Source organism: Streptococcus sp. CL5.50, from assembly GCF_049738015.1.
Classification (GTDB): domain Bacteria; phylum Bacillota; class Bacilli; order Lactobacillales; family Streptococcaceae; genus Streptococcus; species Streptococcus mitis_CA.
Genome location: NZ_JBKOTR010000002.1, coordinates 1 through 19199 on the forward strand (window position 1 = coordinate 1; position 19199 = coordinate 19199).

Consider the following 19199-nt stretch of genomic DNA (forward strand, 5'->3'; position numbering starts at 1 on the left):
AGCACCCTGGTCACCCTTAGGTCCTTGTAGCCCTTGTGGTCCTGCAACTCCGGCTTCACCTTTTAGACCTTGAGGTCCACGAATGTTACCAATCTTATCCCAAGTTCCGTTTTCTTTCTTATAAACATCACCTGTAGTTGCATCGATATAAGTGTCGCCATCTTTACCATCATCTGCTGTTGGTGCTTTAGGTCCACTTAATAATTCAGCACCATTACGTCCGGCTGCACCTGCTGCACCATTGGCACCGTCTGTACCATTATAAATTGGTTGTTTTGCAATTAATTCATCTATACCTTCATCGTACCGACCATTACCATTGTTATCAAAGTACGCTGTAATAAGAGTACCTTCTCTTGGTTTTTCTGCTGGTGCTGTAGATGGGGCGTCTGCTAAAGCTCTTCTTACTCTTCCGCTTCTTTGATTGTTTAATCTTGCTGCTGCTTCAGCTAAGGCATTTAAGTCAATGGTTGGTGTACGTCCATCTTTACCATCTTTAATGTTAACTGTTACAGGTTCTTCACCAGGAATAGTAAATGTAATATCAGTACTACGGCCGTCTGCTCCACGAGCAGTTGTGATTTTTGGAGTTTTTCCGTCACGTCCCGCTGCTCCTGTTTCACCACGGTCTCCACGTTCTCCTTTTTCACCTTGTGCTCCAGTTAGACCGCGTTCGCCTTGGTCCCCTTTTTCACCTTTGGCTCCATCTGCAATGACAACTTCTTTTAGTTTTGTATCGCCTGCATCAAATTCGTTGTTATCATTTTTGTCATAATAGAAGATAACGGTCGTTGTTTTATCTGCGTCATTTCGTTGAGTCGCAACTAATGGACTTGCGCCATCGAAACCATCTCTCACAACAGTACTTGTAACATTACCTCTACCGTCGTTAATCGTGATAGTATGAGTGCCGTCATCTTTATTATCTTTAACGGTTACGGTTGGAGTTACACCGTCACGACCTGCCTGACCTTGGGCTCCAGTGAGACCGCGTTCGCCTCGGTCTCCTTTTTCACCTTTAGCTCCAGTGAGACCACGTTCGCCTCGGTCTCCTTTTTCACCTTTAGCTCCAGTTAAACCGCGTTCACCTCGGTCTCCTTTTTCACCTTTAGCTCCTTGGGCTCCAGTCAGACCGCGTTCACCTTGGTCTCCTTTTTCACCTTTGGCACCTTGGGCTCCAGTTAGACCGCGTTCGCCTCGGTCTCCTTTTTCACCTTTGGCACCTTGGGCTCCAGTCAGACCGCGTTCACCTTGGGCTCCTTTTTCACCTTTAGCTCCAGTCAGACCGCGTTCACCTTGGTCTCCTTTTTCACCTTTGGCACCTTGGGCTCCAGTCAGACCGCGTTCACCTCGATCTCCTTTTTCACCTTTAGCTCCAGTTAGACCGCGTTCGCCTCGGTCTCCTTTTTCACCTTTAGCTCCTTGGGCTCCGGTTAGACCGCGTTCGCCTCGGTCTCCTTTTTCACCTTTAGCTCCAGTTAGACCGCGTTCACCTTGGTCCCCTTTTTCACCCTTGGCTCCATCTTTAATAGCAATTTTTTGAACAAGTTCGTCTACGCCTTCAGTATAAACACCATTTCCATCGTTATCAAGATAGAAAGTGAGGTTATTTGTATCACCAACTTTATTTTGATCAACACGTGGTTTTACTGTATCGATTAGCTCTTTAGCCACACCAATTTGCATAATACGTGGCTTAGCTTCTTTAGTAACAGAATTACTAATTGGCAATCCTAAAAGTGTTTCGTTACCAAATCGATGAACTTTATAGGTAATTTGACGTTGTCCTTTTTCACCTTCTCGAACTAATCTAGTTTGACCTTCTGGTAATTTACTAGTTGGAAGGTAGACTGTTTGGAAATCAATGTCTTCTGAAACAGTCTTATTATTAGTACCACCATAAGGGTTTGCATCCAAGTATAGTGGATTTGCTCTATGATAATAGTTGGAGTTGCTGTATGGGTCATTGCTAGTAGCGGCACCGCCACCACCTTGGTCCACGTTAAAAGTAACAGGTTTCAAACGAACAGACAAGTCACCATTTGGATTATTGATTGGCAAACTAAATCTGATTGTTTGTTCCGTATTTGTTGAAGTAGCAGAGGTCATACTGTATCCTGAGTGAGATACGTAGTTGGCACCTTGGCTAATAGGTTTTGATTGATCTCTTAACCTTGGAGTTGTGATTGTCGCATTGGAAGGATTTCCAAATCCATCCCCTTTATCCAAGATAAAGTTATTATTAACAAATTCGCCCGGACCAGAATATTTGATTGTGAAATTCAATTTATTACCTTGACGTACTGTTGTTACATCGTAATGAATTGAATTACCACCACGTGAGTTCCCGTAGCCACGGAAACTATAACTACGACCACCTTGGCTGATGTCTGAAAATGCAACTGTATTTCCAGAACCTGAGACAATTGGGTTGGCTGGATTGCTAGCCGCTCTAAAGCCACTATGACCTTTATCCAAGTCTTCCTTACGGATAGCTGGATTTTGGCGAGCATCAGAAAGGCTCAAACCTGGTTTCAAGATTTCATTAGTAGATTTTGGAGCTGAAGTTGTTTCTACTTTGGCAGGTGCATTAGTTGCTAAAACGCTACTATCAACAGCTGAACGGTCAGTCGTTGTTGCAACTGGCTTAGCTTCTTCTTTGGCTTCTGCTGTGTCAGCTTTCTTCACTACAGGAGTTTCTGATACAGTTCCTTTATCAGAGTTAGAACGAAGTTCTAGACCAATAATAGCCGATTGGATAGATGTCTCTGCTGCTGATATTTCAGCTTCAGATGCATCTGCTTTCCCAAGCAAGCTTTGACCAGCTTGGATACTTGCTTGCAAGTTAGCAGCACTTGCTTCTGTATATAACTTGCTTTCTAATTTTTTAGCACGCGAAAGAGCCGTTAACAATTTTGACTTGTCAACAGCATCTTGATGCGTTACTTCTTCTTTTTTGTCTTTTGCTTCTTCAACTTTTTCTGCTGGTCTAGTAGCTTCTTCAGTTTTAACTGGAGTCGTTTCTACTGGATTAGCAACCGTTGGAGCTGCATAGGTTGTTTCTTTCTTAGCTGTAGAAACTTCTGCTGGTTTGGTAGCTTCTTCTACCTTATCAACAGAAACACTGTTAGTAGCTTCTGGATTTTTTTCCTCTGCTTGTACTGCTTGCGCATTGGCAGCAGTTCCCAAGACTAAGGCTGTCCCGAGCAAGACACTAGCCGCACCAAAGTGATACTTACGAATAGAGTATCGTTGTTGCATGCTATACCAGTCAAATGATTTCTTATGTGAATGTTTCATTTCAAACTCCTAGATAGTATTTTATAGTTTACACTTTACAACTATTTGAGCCATTAATCAATATTATCTATGAAATTAATATATCTGATTTTTGTACCATGGAGCCATATTTTTTTTTTTTTTTTTTTGAACTTAATGTACATATTTTTAATTCTTGTTTTTTTGTACAAAAGAATCATAATTATGATACAATATAATTTAGGAGGAAATACCTAAATGCGCAACCTTTTATCCACAAAAGACCAAAGACAATTACGTTTAATGGAAACCTTAATTCAGAATCGTAATTGGATAAGGTTACATGCACTTGCTGAAAAATTAGGATGTACAGAACGAATCCTAAAAAATGATTTAAATGAATTACGAACAGCTTTTCCAAATATTGACATCCAATCTTCCGTTAACGGAATTATGATTGATTTAGATGTTAACACTAGTCTGGAAGACGTTTATCAATATTTTCTAGCTCATTCCCAATCTTTTCAATTACTAGAGTATATGTTCTTCAATGAGGGGCTACCTATTTATCGAACAGTTGAAAATCTTCACTCAAGTAATGCCAACCTCTATCGATTAGGCCGAAATATTACAAAAACTCTATCATCACAATTTCAGATTGAATTATCTTTTACCCCTACTGCAATTCTTGGTAATGAAACGGATATTCGTTATTTTTTTGCCCAATACTTTTCTGAGCGCTATTATTTCCTAGACTGGCCTTTTCCAGACCTTCCTGAGGAGGATTTAACAGAGTTTGCTGATTTCTTCTATAAAATCACGAATTATCCAATGCGATTTTCAATTTATAGAATGTACAAATTGATGATAGCTATCAGTATTTACCGCGTCAAAAATGGTCATTTTATCGACTTACCAAATCATTTCTTCGATGAATACTACCCTCTTTTGATGAATATTCCAAATTTTGAGGAGCTACTTGTCCATTTCTCTGAAAAACTGGGACTTGAAATCACTCCAGATATCATCGCCCAAATTTTTATATCCTTTATTCAAAACAATCTTTTCTTAAATCCTCAAGAATTCTTCAACTCTTTAGAAGAAAACAGTGAAGCAAGATACTCTTACCAATTACTTAGTCAAATATTAGAAAGCCTATCAAAACAATATAAGATTACTTTTACCAACCACGATGAGCTGATTTGGCATTTACACAACACTGCTTTCTTTGAAAGACAGGAAATCTTTTCTACCCCAATCTTATTTGAACAAAAAGCATTAACGATTAAAAAATTTGAAGTTTACTTCCCAGACTTTATGGGAAGTGCGCGTCAAGAACTGGCTCAATACCGTCAAGCAATTGGACAGCATGACCATCCTGAACAGTTGGAACACTTGATGTACACCATCTTAACCCACGCTGAAAACCTCTCTACTCAGTTGTTAGAAAATCGACCACCTATCAAGGTTTTGATTATCAGTAACTTTGACCATGCGATATCCCTTACCTTTGTTGATATGCTTTCCTATTACTGTAATAACCGCTTTACCTTCGATATTTGGGATGAATTACAAACAAGTCCTGAGATTTTAAATCAGACAGATTACGATATCATCGTGTCTAATTTCTATATTCCAGGGATTACTAAGAAGTTTATTTGCCGAAACCATCTGTCAATCATGGATTTGGTTAATCACCTCAACACTTTATCAAATGAGATTCATGTATCCAATACTTTATAAACTAAAAAGTCAGCAGGGTCCTGCTGACTTTTTCTCTTATCTGATTTCTATACTTCCTTAACAAAAACCAATTCCTGTGGCTGTGACAAATCTTCTCTGTAGGTAAACCCTGCAAAGCTTAAGCGACGAGCTTCCTCCACCGTCTGTACTTGATTTTGTATCAGGGCTGTCAGGAAAGCACCACGCGCTTTCTTTGAAATAGTTGAATGAATCTTCAGCTGACCACCTCTATCCTCCATGAATTTGAAGGTCACCATTTTTCCTCTGATTTCCTTAGAAAATACAGTCTCAAACTCGGATGACAAGAGAGAGAAAATTAGGTCTTCACCATTCATAGCTTCATCATAGGTTTGCTTCCAATGGCTCTTCAAAGTCTTACCTGCGACTTTTAACTTCATCAAAAAGTCCAAACGGTGAGGGGCTATGGGTGACAAGGCTGGTACGACTCCGTACAAAGCCGAGGTAATAAAGACATGATTTTCAAGATAGGCTTGTTCTGCCTCGGTCAATTTATCTCGCTTAATATGGCGATACATAAGCCCATCAAAAAGTTTCAAGGCTGGGTAGTGTTGAGCAGTTTTGTTTTTTAAAGCTTGGATATTTTGAAATTCTTCCGCCGCCTTATCGGCTGATACCTTGTAAAAACTCTCCAATTGACTAGCAGAATAGAGGGCCAAGGCATTCAGCACGGCCTGACTTTCTGGTTTTAAAGGAGAGGCTTCAATACTTGGCAAGTCTGTGTTCATTTCTTTTGCTGTTGGGATTAAAATTTTCATATTGATAGTGTAGCATATTTTTTAACCACAACCAAGGAATTCATCTGAAAAGAGACTGGGGAAAAAGGCATTAAAATTAAAAAATGCATAGTATCAGGAATTGAGAAATCTTGATACTATGCGTTTTATGATGGAAAGATTTACTTCATTTTTTCCTGAAATTGAGGTTTTGCCCAGCCTCTCCTCTTACTGAACTTTAAAGGTCTTGAGATAGTTGTCTTTTCCTACTTGACCTTCGAAGGTTTTACCATTTTCGAGGTAAGGAAGGTCATCTGATACTGAGGCCTTGACCTTGTATATCTTGCCATCAACTTTAAAGAAGTAGACGGTATCACCCTTGATAACAGCTGATTTGAGGTCTGCTACCACACCCTTGATACTTTCTGTGGTTGCATTGTCAATTTCAAGGTCGTTTTTATTGGCATACTTGCTGAGTAGCTCTTCCACTGTCGTAGCAACGATAACGTTTTGGTACTCGACTGCATCTACCAAAGCGTACTCTTTGACCAAGCCAGCATTGTCCTTCAAGCCCATGATGTAGAGAGGCTTGTCATTGAGGTTGATGAGGATTGGGAAGGTTGCCTTGTAGGATTTCTCCTGAACAGCACCTTCGGCTGATTCACGGGCTGATTCTTCGGTCGCAGAAGCCAAGCTATACTTAGTGATTTCTCCTGTCCGCATATTTTCAAGGATAAAACCAAGATTACTCTCATCCGCATTGGCCGACGTCACACCTGTGTAGAGATAGATGTCATTGCCTATAGACAAGTAATTATATCCCTTGGTAGTCTGGGTAACGTTTTTCTTAGAAATCATGGCATTCCAGAAACCGTCCTTGTACTTGCCGTTATAGTTGATTTGCTCAATGGTTTCCTCAGCTGGATAGACCCTGTCCACCCATTCTGGAACATCTGCCAAGCTGTATTCCTTGGTTTCTCCATTTGTGGCATCCAAGATAATGACTGAAACAGGACGAGGAACCGCAAGTCCAAATTGCTTTTGGTAAACCGTTGCTACATAGAAAGGATTGCCCTCATCGTCCACCTCAAAAGATGGAGTCTTGAAGATTTTAGTTGGGTACTTCAAGCGCAGGTGACGCTTGACATCGCGGTTAAAATACTCCGAGTCCGAATACTTGATTGGTGTCTTCAAGTCCACCAAGTCGGCATTCCCGGTTACCATGTCCACCTTGATATACTCGCCGATTCCCTTGGCTTGATTATTAAACCACTTGATAGGATCTGCGTATTCTAGTGGCGTAACTCGATAAGGTTTCCCATCAATCGTCAATTGGGTATAGGTGTCTGCCGCTACGTACTGCGACACCTTATCTGTTAGGGAACCCAAGTAGCGGTCACCAATTTTTTCAGCGGTACTTCTATCTAAGATAGGAACCTTACTGGTATCAGTCTTAGGAAATTCAGTAAAGTCTTTTTCCGTAACTGTGACTACATTGGCATAATTTTTAGCCTGAAAAATGCTAGAAGTTACCAAGGAAACCAAGGCTGCTAAGAGAAGAATTCCTCCAATAGAAGCTAAAAGGATTTTCCCTAACCGATTGATTTTGAAACCCTCAAGATTTAAGGCAGCTTCTGCCTTGCCGTGGCGCACATGAACCGTTTTGACAAGGTTTATCCCCTTGCCAAAACCAAATAAGATTGCCACAACTAACAAATGCCCACAAAGGAAAAAGATAAATTCCCAGCTGGTCAGGTTAAGAGGCGGTAAAAAGATATACCAGGTCGTTGCGATAAAAATAAGTTCAAAGACTATTCGTTTCATTTGCTTTCCTCCTAAATGATTCGTCCTTCCAAGTGATCCAGTTCATGCTGGCAAATCTGGGCTGGGAAGCCTGTCAAGGTAATGGTCTGTTCCTGCCACTTGCTGTCACGATAGGCAACCCTTATGGTTTCATAACGCTTAGTAGGTCTCACACCTGTCAAGGACAAACAGCCTTCTTCTGTCTCATAAGCTCCTTCAGAGGACAGGAGCACTGGATTAAACATGACCACAGGAACCAAACCAAGATTAAAGATAATCACGCGCTTCTGCACCCCAATCATATTGGCAGCCAGACCGACACAAGTCTCACGATTTGCTAAGAGTGTATCCTGCAAATCTCTGGCAAGATAAAGGTCTTCCTGACTTGCTGGCTGAGATACCTGAGATAAAAACAAGATATCCTTCACAATTTTCTTTTCCACTTCCTCACACTCCTCTTGTTTTTTACTATATTATAGCAATTATAGCACAAAAGACGGCAACTGCAAGCCCTTTCCCTCAACTGTAGCAAAAAGCCATCCGAAGATGACTTTTTCTTTTTAAATCGCATTCTTGTCAAAGCCGAGTTTACGTTGGATAAACTTAACGATTTCGACGATGATAATCATTGAGAAGCTTCCAGCCATGACGATTCCCCATTGTGACAAGTCTAGTTTGGTTACGTGGAAGATTCCTTCAAGCGGTTCTACGACGATTGTTGCCATGAGAAGGATGAAGGATACCAAGATGGACCAGTTGAAGGTCTTAGACTTGAATGGACCAACTGTCAAGATGGATTGGTAAACAGATTTCACATTGTAGGCATGGAAGAGCTGAATCAAGCCAAGGGTTGCAAATGCCATAGTAAGGGCATCAGCATGAATGGCATGATTATAACCCACATGTACTGGATAAGTAATCGCAAGGCCATAAACACTCATAACAATAGCTGCTTGGAGTACACCTTGATAGATGATAGAACTCAGAACACCACCTGAGAAGAAGCTTGCCTTACGACCACGTGGTTTATGGTTCATGACACCTGGTTCAGCAGGTTCAACACCTAGTGCAATTGCTGGGAAGGTATCTGTTACCAAGTTAATCCACAAGAGGTGAACTGGTTGCAAGACATCCCAACCAAACAAGGTTGATAGGAAGATGGTTAATACTTCAGCTGTATTGGCAGAAAGTAGGTACTGAATAGTCTTTTGAATGTTTGAGAAGACCTTACGTCCTTCTTCAACTGCAACAATAATAGTCGCAAAGTTATCATCTGCAAGAATCATGTCAGATGCACCCTTAGAAACCTCTGTACCAGTGATTCCCATACCGATACCGATGTCTGCTGTTTTCAAAGCCGGAGCATCATTGACACCGTCACCTGTCATGGCAACGACCTTACCTTGTTTTTGCCAGGCCTTGACGATACGAACCTTGTGTTCTGGAGACACGCGGGCGTAAACAGAGTATTGACCAACGACTTTTTCAAAGTCTTCATCTGACAGTTCGTTGAGTTCAGCACCAGTTAAAACGTGACCTTCTGTATCGTTTGCATCAATGATTCCCAAACGTTTGGCAATAGCTTCTGCAGTGTCTTGATGGTCACCCGTAATCATGATTGGACGAATTCCCGCTTCCTTAGCCACACGAACAGCCTCAGCAGCTTCAGGACGTTCAGGGTCAATCATCCCAATCAAACCAGTAAAGATTAAATCATTTTCAAGCTCTTCAGAAGTCAGGTTTTCTGGAATGCTGTCAATAATCTTATAAGCACCTGCAAGGACACGCAAGGCTTGGTGGGCCATTTCAGAGTTGTTTGTATGGATGAGGTTTGTAACCTTCTCATCAATCGGAGCAATATCCCCAGCCTTATCACGAAGAACACAACGTTTCAAGAGTTGGTCTGGCGCACCTTTAACAGCTACGAGGAAGCGTCCATCTGCAAGTGGATGAACTGTTGACATGAGCTTACGTTCAGAATCAAATGGCAATTCAGCCACACGAGGATATTTGTCTAAAAATCCTTTGACATCGTAGCCCTTGTCCAAGGCATATTGGATAAAGGCTGTTTCGGTTGGGTCACCAATCAGGTTACCTTCCACATCAATTTTCGTATCATTGGCCAAGACAACTGAACGAAGCAGTGGCATTTCAAGACCCAGTTCAATGTCATCAGCTGAGTCATGTAGGACTGCATCGTAGAAGACTTTTTCGACGGTCATCTTGTTCATGGTCAGCGTACCAGTCTTATCAGAAGCTATGATTTCAGTTGAACCAAGTGTTTCTACTGCTGGCAACTTACGAACGATAGAGTTTCGTTTGGCCAAAACTTGAGTACCAAGAGCAAGAACGATAGTTACGATAGCTGGGAGTCCTTCTGGAATGGCTGCAACGGCAAGCGCAACAGAGGTCATCAACTCACCAAGTGGATTTTTCCCTTGAATGAAGACACCCACTACAAAAGTAACAAGAGCAATAACCAAGATAGCATAGGTCAAGACCTTAGAAATATTGTTCAAGTTTTGTTTGAGGGGTGTATCCGTCTCATCAGCGTCTTGAAGCATGCCTGCGATATGACCGACTTCTGTGTACATACCTGTATTAACAACAACACCCATTCCACGACCATAGGTCACGTTTGAGTTTTGGAAGGCCATATTGACACGGTCACCAATACCAGCATCTGCAGCAAGCTCGACTGTCAAGTCTTTTTCGACTGGCACAGACTCGCCTGTCAAGGCAGCTTCTTCGATTTTAAGAGAATTGGCTTCTAGCAAACGTAGGTCTGCTGGCACCACGTCACCTGCTTCAAGAGAAACGATATCTCCAGGGACCAATTCTTTAGAGTCAATCTCCGCCATATGCCCATCACGAAGGACACGTGCAGCTGGACTTGACATGGATTTGAGGGCTTCGATAGCTTCTTCTGCTTTTCCTTCTTGATAAACACCGAAGGCAGCATTGATGATAACCACGGCTAGGATAATGATGGCATCTGCAATATCTTCTCCACCAGAAGTCACGACTGACAAGATAGCTGCCGCAACTAGGATGATAATCATCAAATCCTTAAATTGCTCGATGAATTTGACCAAGATTGATCGTTTCTCGCCTTCTTCGAGTTCATTGTGGCCAAATTCGGTAAGGCGCTTTTCCGCCTCACTTGATGACAAACCTTGCTCGGTTGCATCCACAGCCTTCAAGACCTCTTCAGGACTCTGAGTGTAAAACGCTTGGCGTTTTTGTTCTTTTGACATGTGTCTCCTCCTTGACATTGTGTGCAAAACAGACTCTCTTTTCCTCATCGTATCTTTTCACGACAAACAAAAAGAGACCTGTTAATCATAATAAGTCTCGCTGTTTAAGATAGGGCCGGAAAACATACTTTTCAGTATAAAATTCGGAATGACGACACTATCACAGGTTTCTGCCAGCTACTCCCTTGAGTAGTACTATTATACCAAATTTTGAAAGGTTTTCAAAGAGTAAAAACTGCCTTATTTGAATTTTCCCTTGAAAACCAGTATAATGGTAGAATGCTATATGACTAGAAAGGAAGTTGAATGAAGCAATCTATCTCAAATCTCAAGTTAGCTGAGCGTGGGGCTATTATCAGTATTTCGACCTACCTGCTCTTATCAGCAGCGAAATTGGCAACTGGTCATCTCCTTCATTCATCCAGTTTGGTGGCCGATGGTTTTAACAACATCTCGGACATCATTGGAAATGTGGCCCTCTTGATTGGGATTCGGATGGCACGCCAGCCTGCAGACCGTGACCACCGTTTTGGCCACTGGAAGATTGAGGATTTGGCTAGCTTGGTCACTTCTATCATCATGTTTTATGTTGGCTTTGATGTACTAAGGGATACCATTCAAAAGATTCTCAGTCGTGAAGAAACGGTCATTGACCCTCTGGGTGCAACTCTGGGAATCATTTCTGCAACGATTATGTTTCTAGTTTATCTCTACAATACTCGCCTCAGTAAGAAATCCAACTCCAAGGCACTGAAGGCTGCCGCCAAGGACAATCTTTCTGATGCTGTCACCTCACTTGGTACTACCATTGCCATCCTGGCTAGCAGTTTCAATTATCCCATTGTGGATAAACTGGTTGCCATTATCATCACTTTCTTTATCTTGAAAACTGCCTATGATATCTTCATCGAGTCTTCCTTTAGCCTTTCGGATGGCTTTGATGACCGTCTGCTCGAGGACTACCAAAAGGCTATCATGGAAATTCCCAAAATCAGCAAGGTTAAGTCGCAAAGAGGTCGCACCTACGGTAGCAACATCTACCTGGATATTACGCTAGAGATGAACCCTGACCTGTCTGTTTTTGAAAGCCATGAAATTGCGGATCAGGTCGAGTCTATGCTGGAGGAACGTTTTGGGGTTTTTGATACCGATGTCCATATTGAGCCAGCACCTATACCTGAGGATGAAATTTTAGACAATGTCTATAAAAAATTGCTTATGCGCGAACAATTGATTGACCAAGGAAATCAACTGGAAGAACTATTGACTGATGATTTTGTCTATATTCGTCAGGATGGAGAGCAGATGGATAAAGAGGCTTATAAAGCCGAAAAAGACTTGAATTCTGCTATCAAAGATATTCAAATTACTTCCATCAGTCAAAAGACTAAACTCATCTGCTATGAGTTAGATGGTATCGTCCATACCAGTATCTGGCGTCGCCACGAAACCTGGCAAAATATCTTTCATCAAGAAACTAAAAAAGAATAGAGAAATCCTGTCCATGAGACGGGATTTTTCTATTCTTCTAGCTATCAAATTCACTTAGGTATTCATAGCGTTCGTATCTTTCAAGGAGTGCTTCGTTTTTATCATCCAGTTCTTTTTGGAGAGTAGCCAACTTACCAAAGTCAGAGCCGTTGGCCTGCATTTCCTCTTCAATGACAGCGATACGATTTTCCAAGGCTTCAATATCGCTTTCAATACTTGCCCACTCCTGCTTTTCTTGGTAGGTCATGCGTTTCTTGTCTTCACGGACCTTGACCACTTTCTCCTTTTCGGCCTTTTGCACTTGATTGGCCATATCTGTTTCAAAGGCTTTTTCATCAAGATAGTCGGTGTAATGACCAAAGAAAGGACGAATTTTACCATCCTCAAATGCGAGAATCTTGGTCGCTACCTTATCCAAGAAATAACGGTCATGGCTAACTGTCAAAACTGGACCAGCAAAGCCTTGCAAGAAATTCTCCAAAACTGTAAGAGTAGCAATATCCAAGTCATTTGTCGGCTCGTCCAAGAGAAGAACATTTGGTTTTTCCAAGAGCAGTTTGAGGAGATAAAGACGTTTTTTCTCTCCCCCAGACAATTTCTCAATCAAGGTTCCATGCGTCGAACGTGGGAAAAGGAACTGCTCCAGCAACTCAGCGATGGAAGTCGTAGAACCACCACTGGTCTTAACTTCTTCTGCCACTTCCTGCAAGTAATTGATCACTCGCTTGCTTTCATCCAAGCCCTCAATTTGTTGAGAAAAATAGGCAATACGAACAGTTTCCCCAATCACAACTTGTCCTACTGTCGGCTCAAGACTGCCTGCAATCAGGTTGAGCAGGGTTGATTTTCCAACACCATTGTCCCCAACGATACCGATACGGTCTTTGGCCTGAACTAAGAGATTAAAATCTTGCAAAATGGGCTTATTTTCATAGGCAAAGGAAACATCCTGAAACTCGATGACTTTCTTCCCAATCCGACTGGTTTCAAAGTTCATGGTCAAGTCTGTCTCAGCACTACTGCCTGAAACTTCCTTTTTCAAGTCATGGAAACGATTGATACGAGCCTGCTGCTTGGTCGCACGCGCCTGCGGTTGTCTGCGCATCCAGGCCAATTCTTGTTTGTAGAGTTGTTCCTTTTTGTGGAGAAGAGCTGCGTCACGCTCATCCTGTTCCGCCTTAAGGCGAACATAGTCCTGGTAATTTCCCTGGTACTCGGTCAAGCCTGCGCGATCCAATTCGAAAATACGTGTTGACAAAGCGTCTAAGAAATAACGATCGTGAGTGATAAAAAGGACTGTTTTCTTGGAATTTTTCAAAAAGATGGTCAGCCACTCAATAGTCGCAATATCCAGATGGTTGGTCGGCTCATCCAAAAGCAAAAGGTCGTGATTACCAAGTAAGACTTGCGCCAACTGAACCCGTCTTCTCAGACCACCTGACAATTCCCCAACAGGAGTAGATAAGTCCTGAATCCCCAGCTTGCTGAGAACCGTCTTGACCTGACTCTCAATTTCCCAAGCTTGGAGAGAATCCATTTCAGCCATGACACGTTCCAAACGCGCCTGTTTGTCCTCATTATAGTTGAGCATGATCAATTCATACTCACGAATGAGCTGGATTTCCTTGAGGTCGCTGGAGAGAACCGTATCCAAGACTGTCTTGCTATCATCAAAATCAGGATCTTGGGTCAAGTAACCAATCTGGTAATCATTCTTAGCTGAAAAGGGACTGACATCCCCATCAAATCCAGAAACACCAGAAAGGACGTCCAAAAGGGTGGTCTTGCCCGTTCCATTGACACCAATCAGACCAATTCTATCTAGGTCATGGATAATAAAGGAAATATCCTTAAAAACGGTCTTGTCACCAACGGATTTACTTAGTTTTTCAACGATAAAATCACTCATTTTTTCTCCCTTAGATAAGCATGGATGGCTTGACGGTCATTTTTCAATTCTCCATCGACAATGGCATATTCAATCTCTGTTAAAATATCTCCCAAGTCTGGGCCCGGCTGATAACCATATTCCTTGATCAAAATACCACCGTTGATTTGGATTTCTTTCTTATCATGAATGGTCAAACTATGGTAAGTTTCTGTGATAGCTTGTAGGTTGACTTCTTTTCCTTGAGCCTGTCGAAGATTTTCAGCCTGTAAAAGTAAATCCAAGTCAAAGCGATAACAATCGCGCTTGCTCAATTCTCCCTTTTCACGCAAAGCCAAAATAGTCAGCAAATCTTGTACCTGCTTGGCAAATTGACGTGAGGTCTTCCAAGCCTTCAAAAATGGCTGCGCATTTTCAATCTCCAAAGCCCACAGTAGAGCCGCCCAGGCTTGCTCTGAAGATTCAAAGGTGAAATCAGTCTCTAAATCAAACAGTCTGTTAAGCTTGTCCTGGCTAGATTCCATATCAGGGAGATAATCATAAGCTTGACTCTCAATCATGGAAGCCAAGCCCCTTCTCCAAAATGGAGCCAGCAAGAGTTTATCAAACTCAACGAAGGTACGCTCTACAGAAATTTTCTCCAAAAGTGGCGTCAAGGTCTTCATAGCTTTAAAGGTTTCTGACTCAAGCTCAAAGCCAAGACTGGCCTGAAAACGAAAACCACGCATAATCCGCAAAGCATCTTCGTTGAAACGCTCACTTGCCACTCCAACTGCTCGTAAGACTTGCTTTTCCAAATCCTCTAAACCATGAAACAAGTCAATGATTTCTCCTGTCTCGTCCAAGGCAAAGGCATTGACTGTAAAATCACGGCGCTTGAGGTCTTCTTCTAACGAGCGAACAAAGGAAACCGCACTGGGTCTGCGATAGTCCACATAGACATCTTCTGTCCGAAAAGTAGTCACCTCATACTCCTCGTCCCCATCTAAGACCAAGACAGTTCCATGCTCGATTCCGATATCGGCTGTTCGCGGAAAAATCTGCTTGGTCTCTTCTGGATAAGAAGACGTCGCAATATCCACATCATGGATAGGACGATTGAGGAGGGCATCTCGAACAGAACCCCCAACAAAATAGGCTTCAAAGCCTGCTTCTTTAATTTTTTCTAATACTGGTAAAGCCTTCTGAAATTCAGAAGGCATTTGCGTTAATCTCATAATAAGTGTTCTAATCCATAGACAAGCTCATGACGCTTGACAACTTCTTTGATTCCCAAATTCACCCCTGTCATGAAGGAGCTACGGTCATAGGAGTCATGACGGAGGGTCAATCCTTCTCCCTGATTGCCAAAGATGACTTCCTGATGGGCTACTAAGCCTGGCAAACGTACTGAGTGGATCCGCATGCCATCAAAGTCAGCACCACGGGCACCTGCAATCAATTCTTCCTCATCAGACGCACCTTGCTGGGTAGACTCTCGAACTTCTGCCATTAACTCAGCTGTTTTAATAGCTGTTCCACTCGGAGCATCCTTTTTCTTGTCATGATGAAGCTCGATAATCTCCACATTTGGGAAATATTTAGCAGCCTGCCTTGCAAATTGCATGAGTAAAACAGCACCCAAGGCAAAATTTGGAGCGATCAAACCACCCAAATTTTGTTCACGAGAAAATGCTTTTAGCTCTGCAATTTCTTCACTTGTGAAACCAGTCGTTCCAACTACTGGAGCAAAGCCATTTTCAAGAGCAAAACGTGTATTTTCGTAGGCAACAGTTGGAGTAGTAAAATCTACCCAGACATCCGCTTCAAAACCGACCAAATCAGCCTTATCCTTGAAAACAGGAATACCCTGCCATTCTGATTCAGACTCAAAGGGATCCAAAACTGCTACCAAGTCCAAGTCTGGATCAGCCAAGACCATCTGACAAGCAGCCTGGCCCATCTTTCCCTTAAAACCAGCAATAATTACTCGAATACTCATCTCTACTCCTGACTAAGATACAAAGGACGATAGCTGCCCTTGAAAAATAGGGAATGACGCTGACTTTCCATGAAAGGCAAGACAGGCATCTTTTTTCAAGAGGCAGGTAGTCCGTGTTCAATTTCTAAGATACAAAGCCTGTAAGAACACAGAGTGAAAATAGGAGTTCTAATCAAGGAGTGTCTCCTCCCTCCTTGGAAGAACTATCTTTTTCACAGAGGGTTCCAGGCGTGTTCAATTATCAAGATACAAAGGGCCTTAGCTGCCCGTGAAAAATAGGGGATGGCGCTGACTTTCCACAAAAGGCAAGACAGACATCTTTTTTCAAGAGGCAGGTAGTCCGTGTTCAATTTCTAAGATACAAGCCTTCTTAACTAGTCTAGAAGTGCTAACTAAATCACTGGAATATAACCCAGAGCAATACTTCCTGCTCCTAGGTGTGTTCCAATGACACTACCAAATGTAGCAAGTGAAATATCCGTACCCACTTCAGAATCTAGCAAGTGCTGACGCAATTCTTCAGCCTTTTCAGGAGCATTCCCGTGAATGACAATGATACGGTATTGGCCTGAAGCTGTTGCTTCCTTGATAATCTCAATTAAACGCTTGGTTGCTTTCTTTTCAGTACGAACTTTTTCGTACACTTCAATCACACCTTGGTCATTAAAATAAAGAATCGGCTTAATGCTTAGCAGATTGCCCAAAATCGCAGCTCCATTTGAAAGGCGTCCCCCTTTAACCAAGTGGTCCAAGTCATCCACCATGATGAAAGCAGATGTGTGACTAATCTGAATAGCTAGCTTATCCTGAATAATGGCAAAGTCATCGCCCTGGTCTCGCCAGTTAAAGACACTTTCAACCATGATACCCAGAGGAGCACTTGTGATTAAAGTGTCTGGAAAAGCAATGGTTAAGCCCTCATAGTCATCCACCATATACTGGATATTTTGGTAAAAACCTGAAATTCCAGAAGATAGGAAAAGCCCTAAAGCATGGGTGTAACCTTGTTCTTTGAGCGAAGTTAGAATCTCATCTAACTTGGCAATACTTGGTTGACTGGTCTTAGGCAATTCAGAGGCCTGAGCCATTTTTTGGTAAAATTCCTCAGCAGTCAGATTGATGCCTTCGACATACTCCTCACCATCAATATTGACAGGAATATCCAAAACAAATAAATCTTCTCTTTGCAAGGTATCTGCACTGAGATAGGCAGAGGAATCTGTGATAACAGCTAATTTCATATTAGAACTCCAAATTGATTCCTGGTAAGTCTAATGCAATTTCAGTTACTTCGTAAGTTAAACGGTTGAGCATATTCAAACATGGACGAGCCAAGGTTTCCACTTCTTCTTGGTTCAATTCACTTGGTTCGTTAACAATACGACCATCGATATGGTTCACCTGTGAAATGGTTCCACTGATGACAAATTTATCAAATACAATCATAAAACTCAAGACAACAATCAAGGAAGTCACTTGATTTTCTTGGTCATGTTGAATTAATTGGAAGTTCACATCCACCTTAGTTTCAGGAGCTCCATTTTCATTTTCCCATTCAAAATTACGCGCATCAAAATGATACTGACTAACAAATTCTTGTTCACGTTTAAGATTCATGTCTTTCTCCCTCGGCTACAATATTATAAGCTATTGTACCATAATTTTTTATTTTCATCTAGTTTTCTAGGATTTAGTCAATCCCGATTTCAGCTCGAACTACGTCTGCGATAGTATCAACATAGTAGTCCACTTCTTCTGTTGTAGGAGCTTCTGCCATAACACGCAAGAGGGGCTCTGTTCCACTTGGACGAACAAGGATACGCCCATTCCCTGCCATTTCTTCTTCCATCTTCTCGATAATGTCCTTGATAGCTGGCACTTCCATAGCCTTTTCCTTCATAGCATTTTCCACTCGGATATTGACTAATTTTTGTGGATAGATGGTTACTTTTGCTGCCAACTCTGACAGGCTCTTACCAGTTTCCTTCATGATTTTTGTCAATTGAACAGCAGATAATTGGCCATCACCTGTTGTATTGTAGTCCATCAAGATGACGTGACCAGACTGTTCACCACCAAGGTTGTAGCCTGATTTTCGCATTTCTTCAACAACGTAACGATCGCCAACTGCAGTGACTGCCTTGTTAATGCCTTCACGATCCAAGGCCTTGTGGAAACCAAGGTTAGACATAACGGTTGTCACGATTGTATTTTGCGCCAATTGTCCTTTTTCAGAAAGGTATTTTCCGATGATGTACATAATCTTGTCACCATCGACGATATCGCCATTCTCATCGACAGCAATCAAACGGTCACTGTCTCCGTCAAAAGCCAAACCGATAGCTGAGTCACTTTCTTTGACCACTTCTTGAAGGGTTTCTGGGTGGGTTGAACCAACATTAAGGTTGATGTTAAGACCATCTGGTGTTTCCCCAATAACAGTTAATTGAGCACCAAGATCTGCAAAGATTTGACGGGCACTTGTAGAAGCTGCACCATTAGCCGTATCCAAGGCAACCTTCATTCCTTCAAGAGGAGTTCCAGTTGAAACAAGATATCCTTCATACTTACGCAAACCTTCTGGATAATCTACCAAGGTTCCCAAGCCTTCAGCACTTGGACGAGGAAGAGTGTCTTCCGCAGCATCTAGCAAGGCTTCAATTTCTGCTTCTTTTTCATCATCTAGTTTGAAACCATCACCACCAAAGAACTTAATCCCATTATCAAGGGCTGGGTTGTGGCTAGCAGAAATCATGACACCTGCACTGGCTCCCTCAGTTTTTACCAAGTAAGCTACTGCTGGTGTTGCAAGGACACCAAGTTTGTAGACGTGAATCCCTACAGAGAGGAGACCTGCCACCAAGGCAGATTCTAGCATTTCCCCAGAAATACGTGTGTCACGTCCTACAAAAACTTTCGGCGCTTCCGTTTCATGTTGGCTAAGAACATAGCCTCCAAAACGTCCTAGTTTAAAGGCCAATTCTGGCGTTAATTCTACATTAGCTTCTCCACGGACTCCATCAGTCCCAAAATATTTACCCATT

Annotated in this window: 13 protein-coding genes; 2 read left to right on the forward strand and 11 right to left on the reverse strand. The window is 42.1% G+C overall.

Going from position 1 to position 19199, the window contains the following annotated elements:
• A partial coding sequence (gene pclA / locus ACLNCV_RS01570; protein ID WP_424844796.1) for a pneumococcal collagen-like adhesin PclA occupies nt 1–3300 on the reverse strand: 3300 nt, incomplete at its 3' end.
• 216 nt (nt 3301–3516) lie between these two features.
• Here pclA and pclR point away from each other — a divergent pair.
• Entirely contained in the window at nt 3517–5001 is a 1485-nt protein-coding gene (gene pclR, locus ACLNCV_RS01575) for a virulence transcriptional activator PclR (RefSeq protein WP_424844797.1), read from the forward strand.
• A gap of 47 nt (nt 5002–5048) precedes the next feature.
• Here the strand turns inward: pclR and yaaA are convergent, their stop codons facing one another.
• The 4 genes from yaaA to ACLNCV_RS01595 form a co-directional block, all read right to left on the reverse strand.
• Nucleotides 5049–5777, reverse strand: coding sequence for a peroxide stress protein YaaA (yaaA, locus tag ACLNCV_RS01580; RefSeq protein WP_125455004.1), 729 nt, complete (start codon nt 5775–5777; stop codon nt 5049–5051).
• Nucleotides 5778–5963: 186 nt separating this feature from the next.
• Nucleotides 5964–7559 carry a hypothetical protein gene (locus tag ACLNCV_RS01585; RefSeq protein ID WP_261126724.1) on the reverse strand — a complete coding sequence of 532 codons (1596 nt, stop codon included), beginning with the start codon at nt 7557–7559 and terminating at the stop codon, nt 5964–5966.
• Nucleotides 7560–7570: 11 nt separating this feature from the next.
• Entirely contained in the window at nt 7571–7981 is a 411-nt protein-coding gene (locus tag ACLNCV_RS01590; RefSeq protein ID WP_045612079.1) for a peptide deformylase, read from the reverse strand.
• 117 nt (nt 7982–8098) lie between these two features.
• Nucleotides 8099–10795, reverse strand: a complete 2697-nt coding sequence (locus ACLNCV_RS01595; RefSeq protein ID WP_261126723.1) for a cation-transporting P-type ATPase — start codon at nt 10793–10795, stop codon at nt 8099–8101.
• A gap of 306 nt (nt 10796–11101) precedes the next feature.
• On the opposite strand from ACLNCV_RS01595, the gene mntE reads away from it, so the two are divergent.
• A complete protein-coding gene (gene mntE, locus ACLNCV_RS01600) occupies nt 11102–12286 on the forward strand; it encodes a CDF family manganese efflux transporter MntE (protein ID WP_424844798.1) in 1185 nt (394 codons plus the stop codon).
• A gap of 37 nt (nt 12287–12323) precedes the next feature.
• On the opposite strand, the gene ACLNCV_RS01605 is transcribed toward mntE, so the two are convergent.
• The 6 genes from ACLNCV_RS01605 to glmM form a co-directional block, all read right to left on the reverse strand.
• The gene (locus tag ACLNCV_RS01605; protein WP_261126721.1) at nt 12324–14195 is read right to left on the reverse strand and encodes an ABC-F family ATP-binding cassette domain-containing protein; all 1872 of its coding nucleotides are present in this window, start codon (nt 14193–14195) and stop codon (nt 12324–12326) included.
• The gene (locus tag ACLNCV_RS01610) at nt 14192–15391 is read right to left on the reverse strand and encodes a CCA tRNA nucleotidyltransferase (RefSeq protein WP_153199119.1); all 1200 of its coding nucleotides are present in this window, start codon (nt 15389–15391) and stop codon (nt 14192–14194) included. The genes ACLNCV_RS01605 and ACLNCV_RS01610 overlap by 4 nt, the downstream gene beginning before the upstream one ends.
• The gene (dapB, locus tag ACLNCV_RS01615; RefSeq protein ID WP_261082285.1) at nt 15388–16155 is read right to left on the reverse strand and encodes a 4-hydroxy-tetrahydrodipicolinate reductase; all 768 of its coding nucleotides are present in this window, start codon (nt 16153–16155) and stop codon (nt 15388–15390) included. Before dapB ends, ACLNCV_RS01610 begins: the two co-directional genes overlap by 4 nt.
• A gap of 392 nt (nt 16156–16547) precedes the next feature.
• Nucleotides 16548–17396: a DegV family protein gene (locus ACLNCV_RS01620; RefSeq protein ID WP_000762173.1), complete on the reverse strand. Its 849-nt coding sequence runs from the start codon at nt 17394–17396 to the stop codon at nt 16548–16550.
• A 1-nt stretch (nt 17397) separates the two neighbouring features.
• Nucleotides 17398–17772 (reverse strand): DUF1149 family protein, encoded by a 375-nt coding sequence (locus tag ACLNCV_RS01625; RefSeq protein ID WP_001050081.1) that lies wholly within the window; start codon nt 17770–17772, stop codon nt 17398–17400.
• Between the two features lie 73 nt (nt 17773–17845).
• A complete protein-coding gene (gene glmM / locus ACLNCV_RS01630) occupies nt 17846–19198 on the reverse strand; it encodes a phosphoglucosamine mutase (RefSeq protein ID WP_261035307.1) in 1353 nt (450 codons plus the stop codon).
• Between the last annotated feature and the right edge of the window lies 1 nt (nt 19199).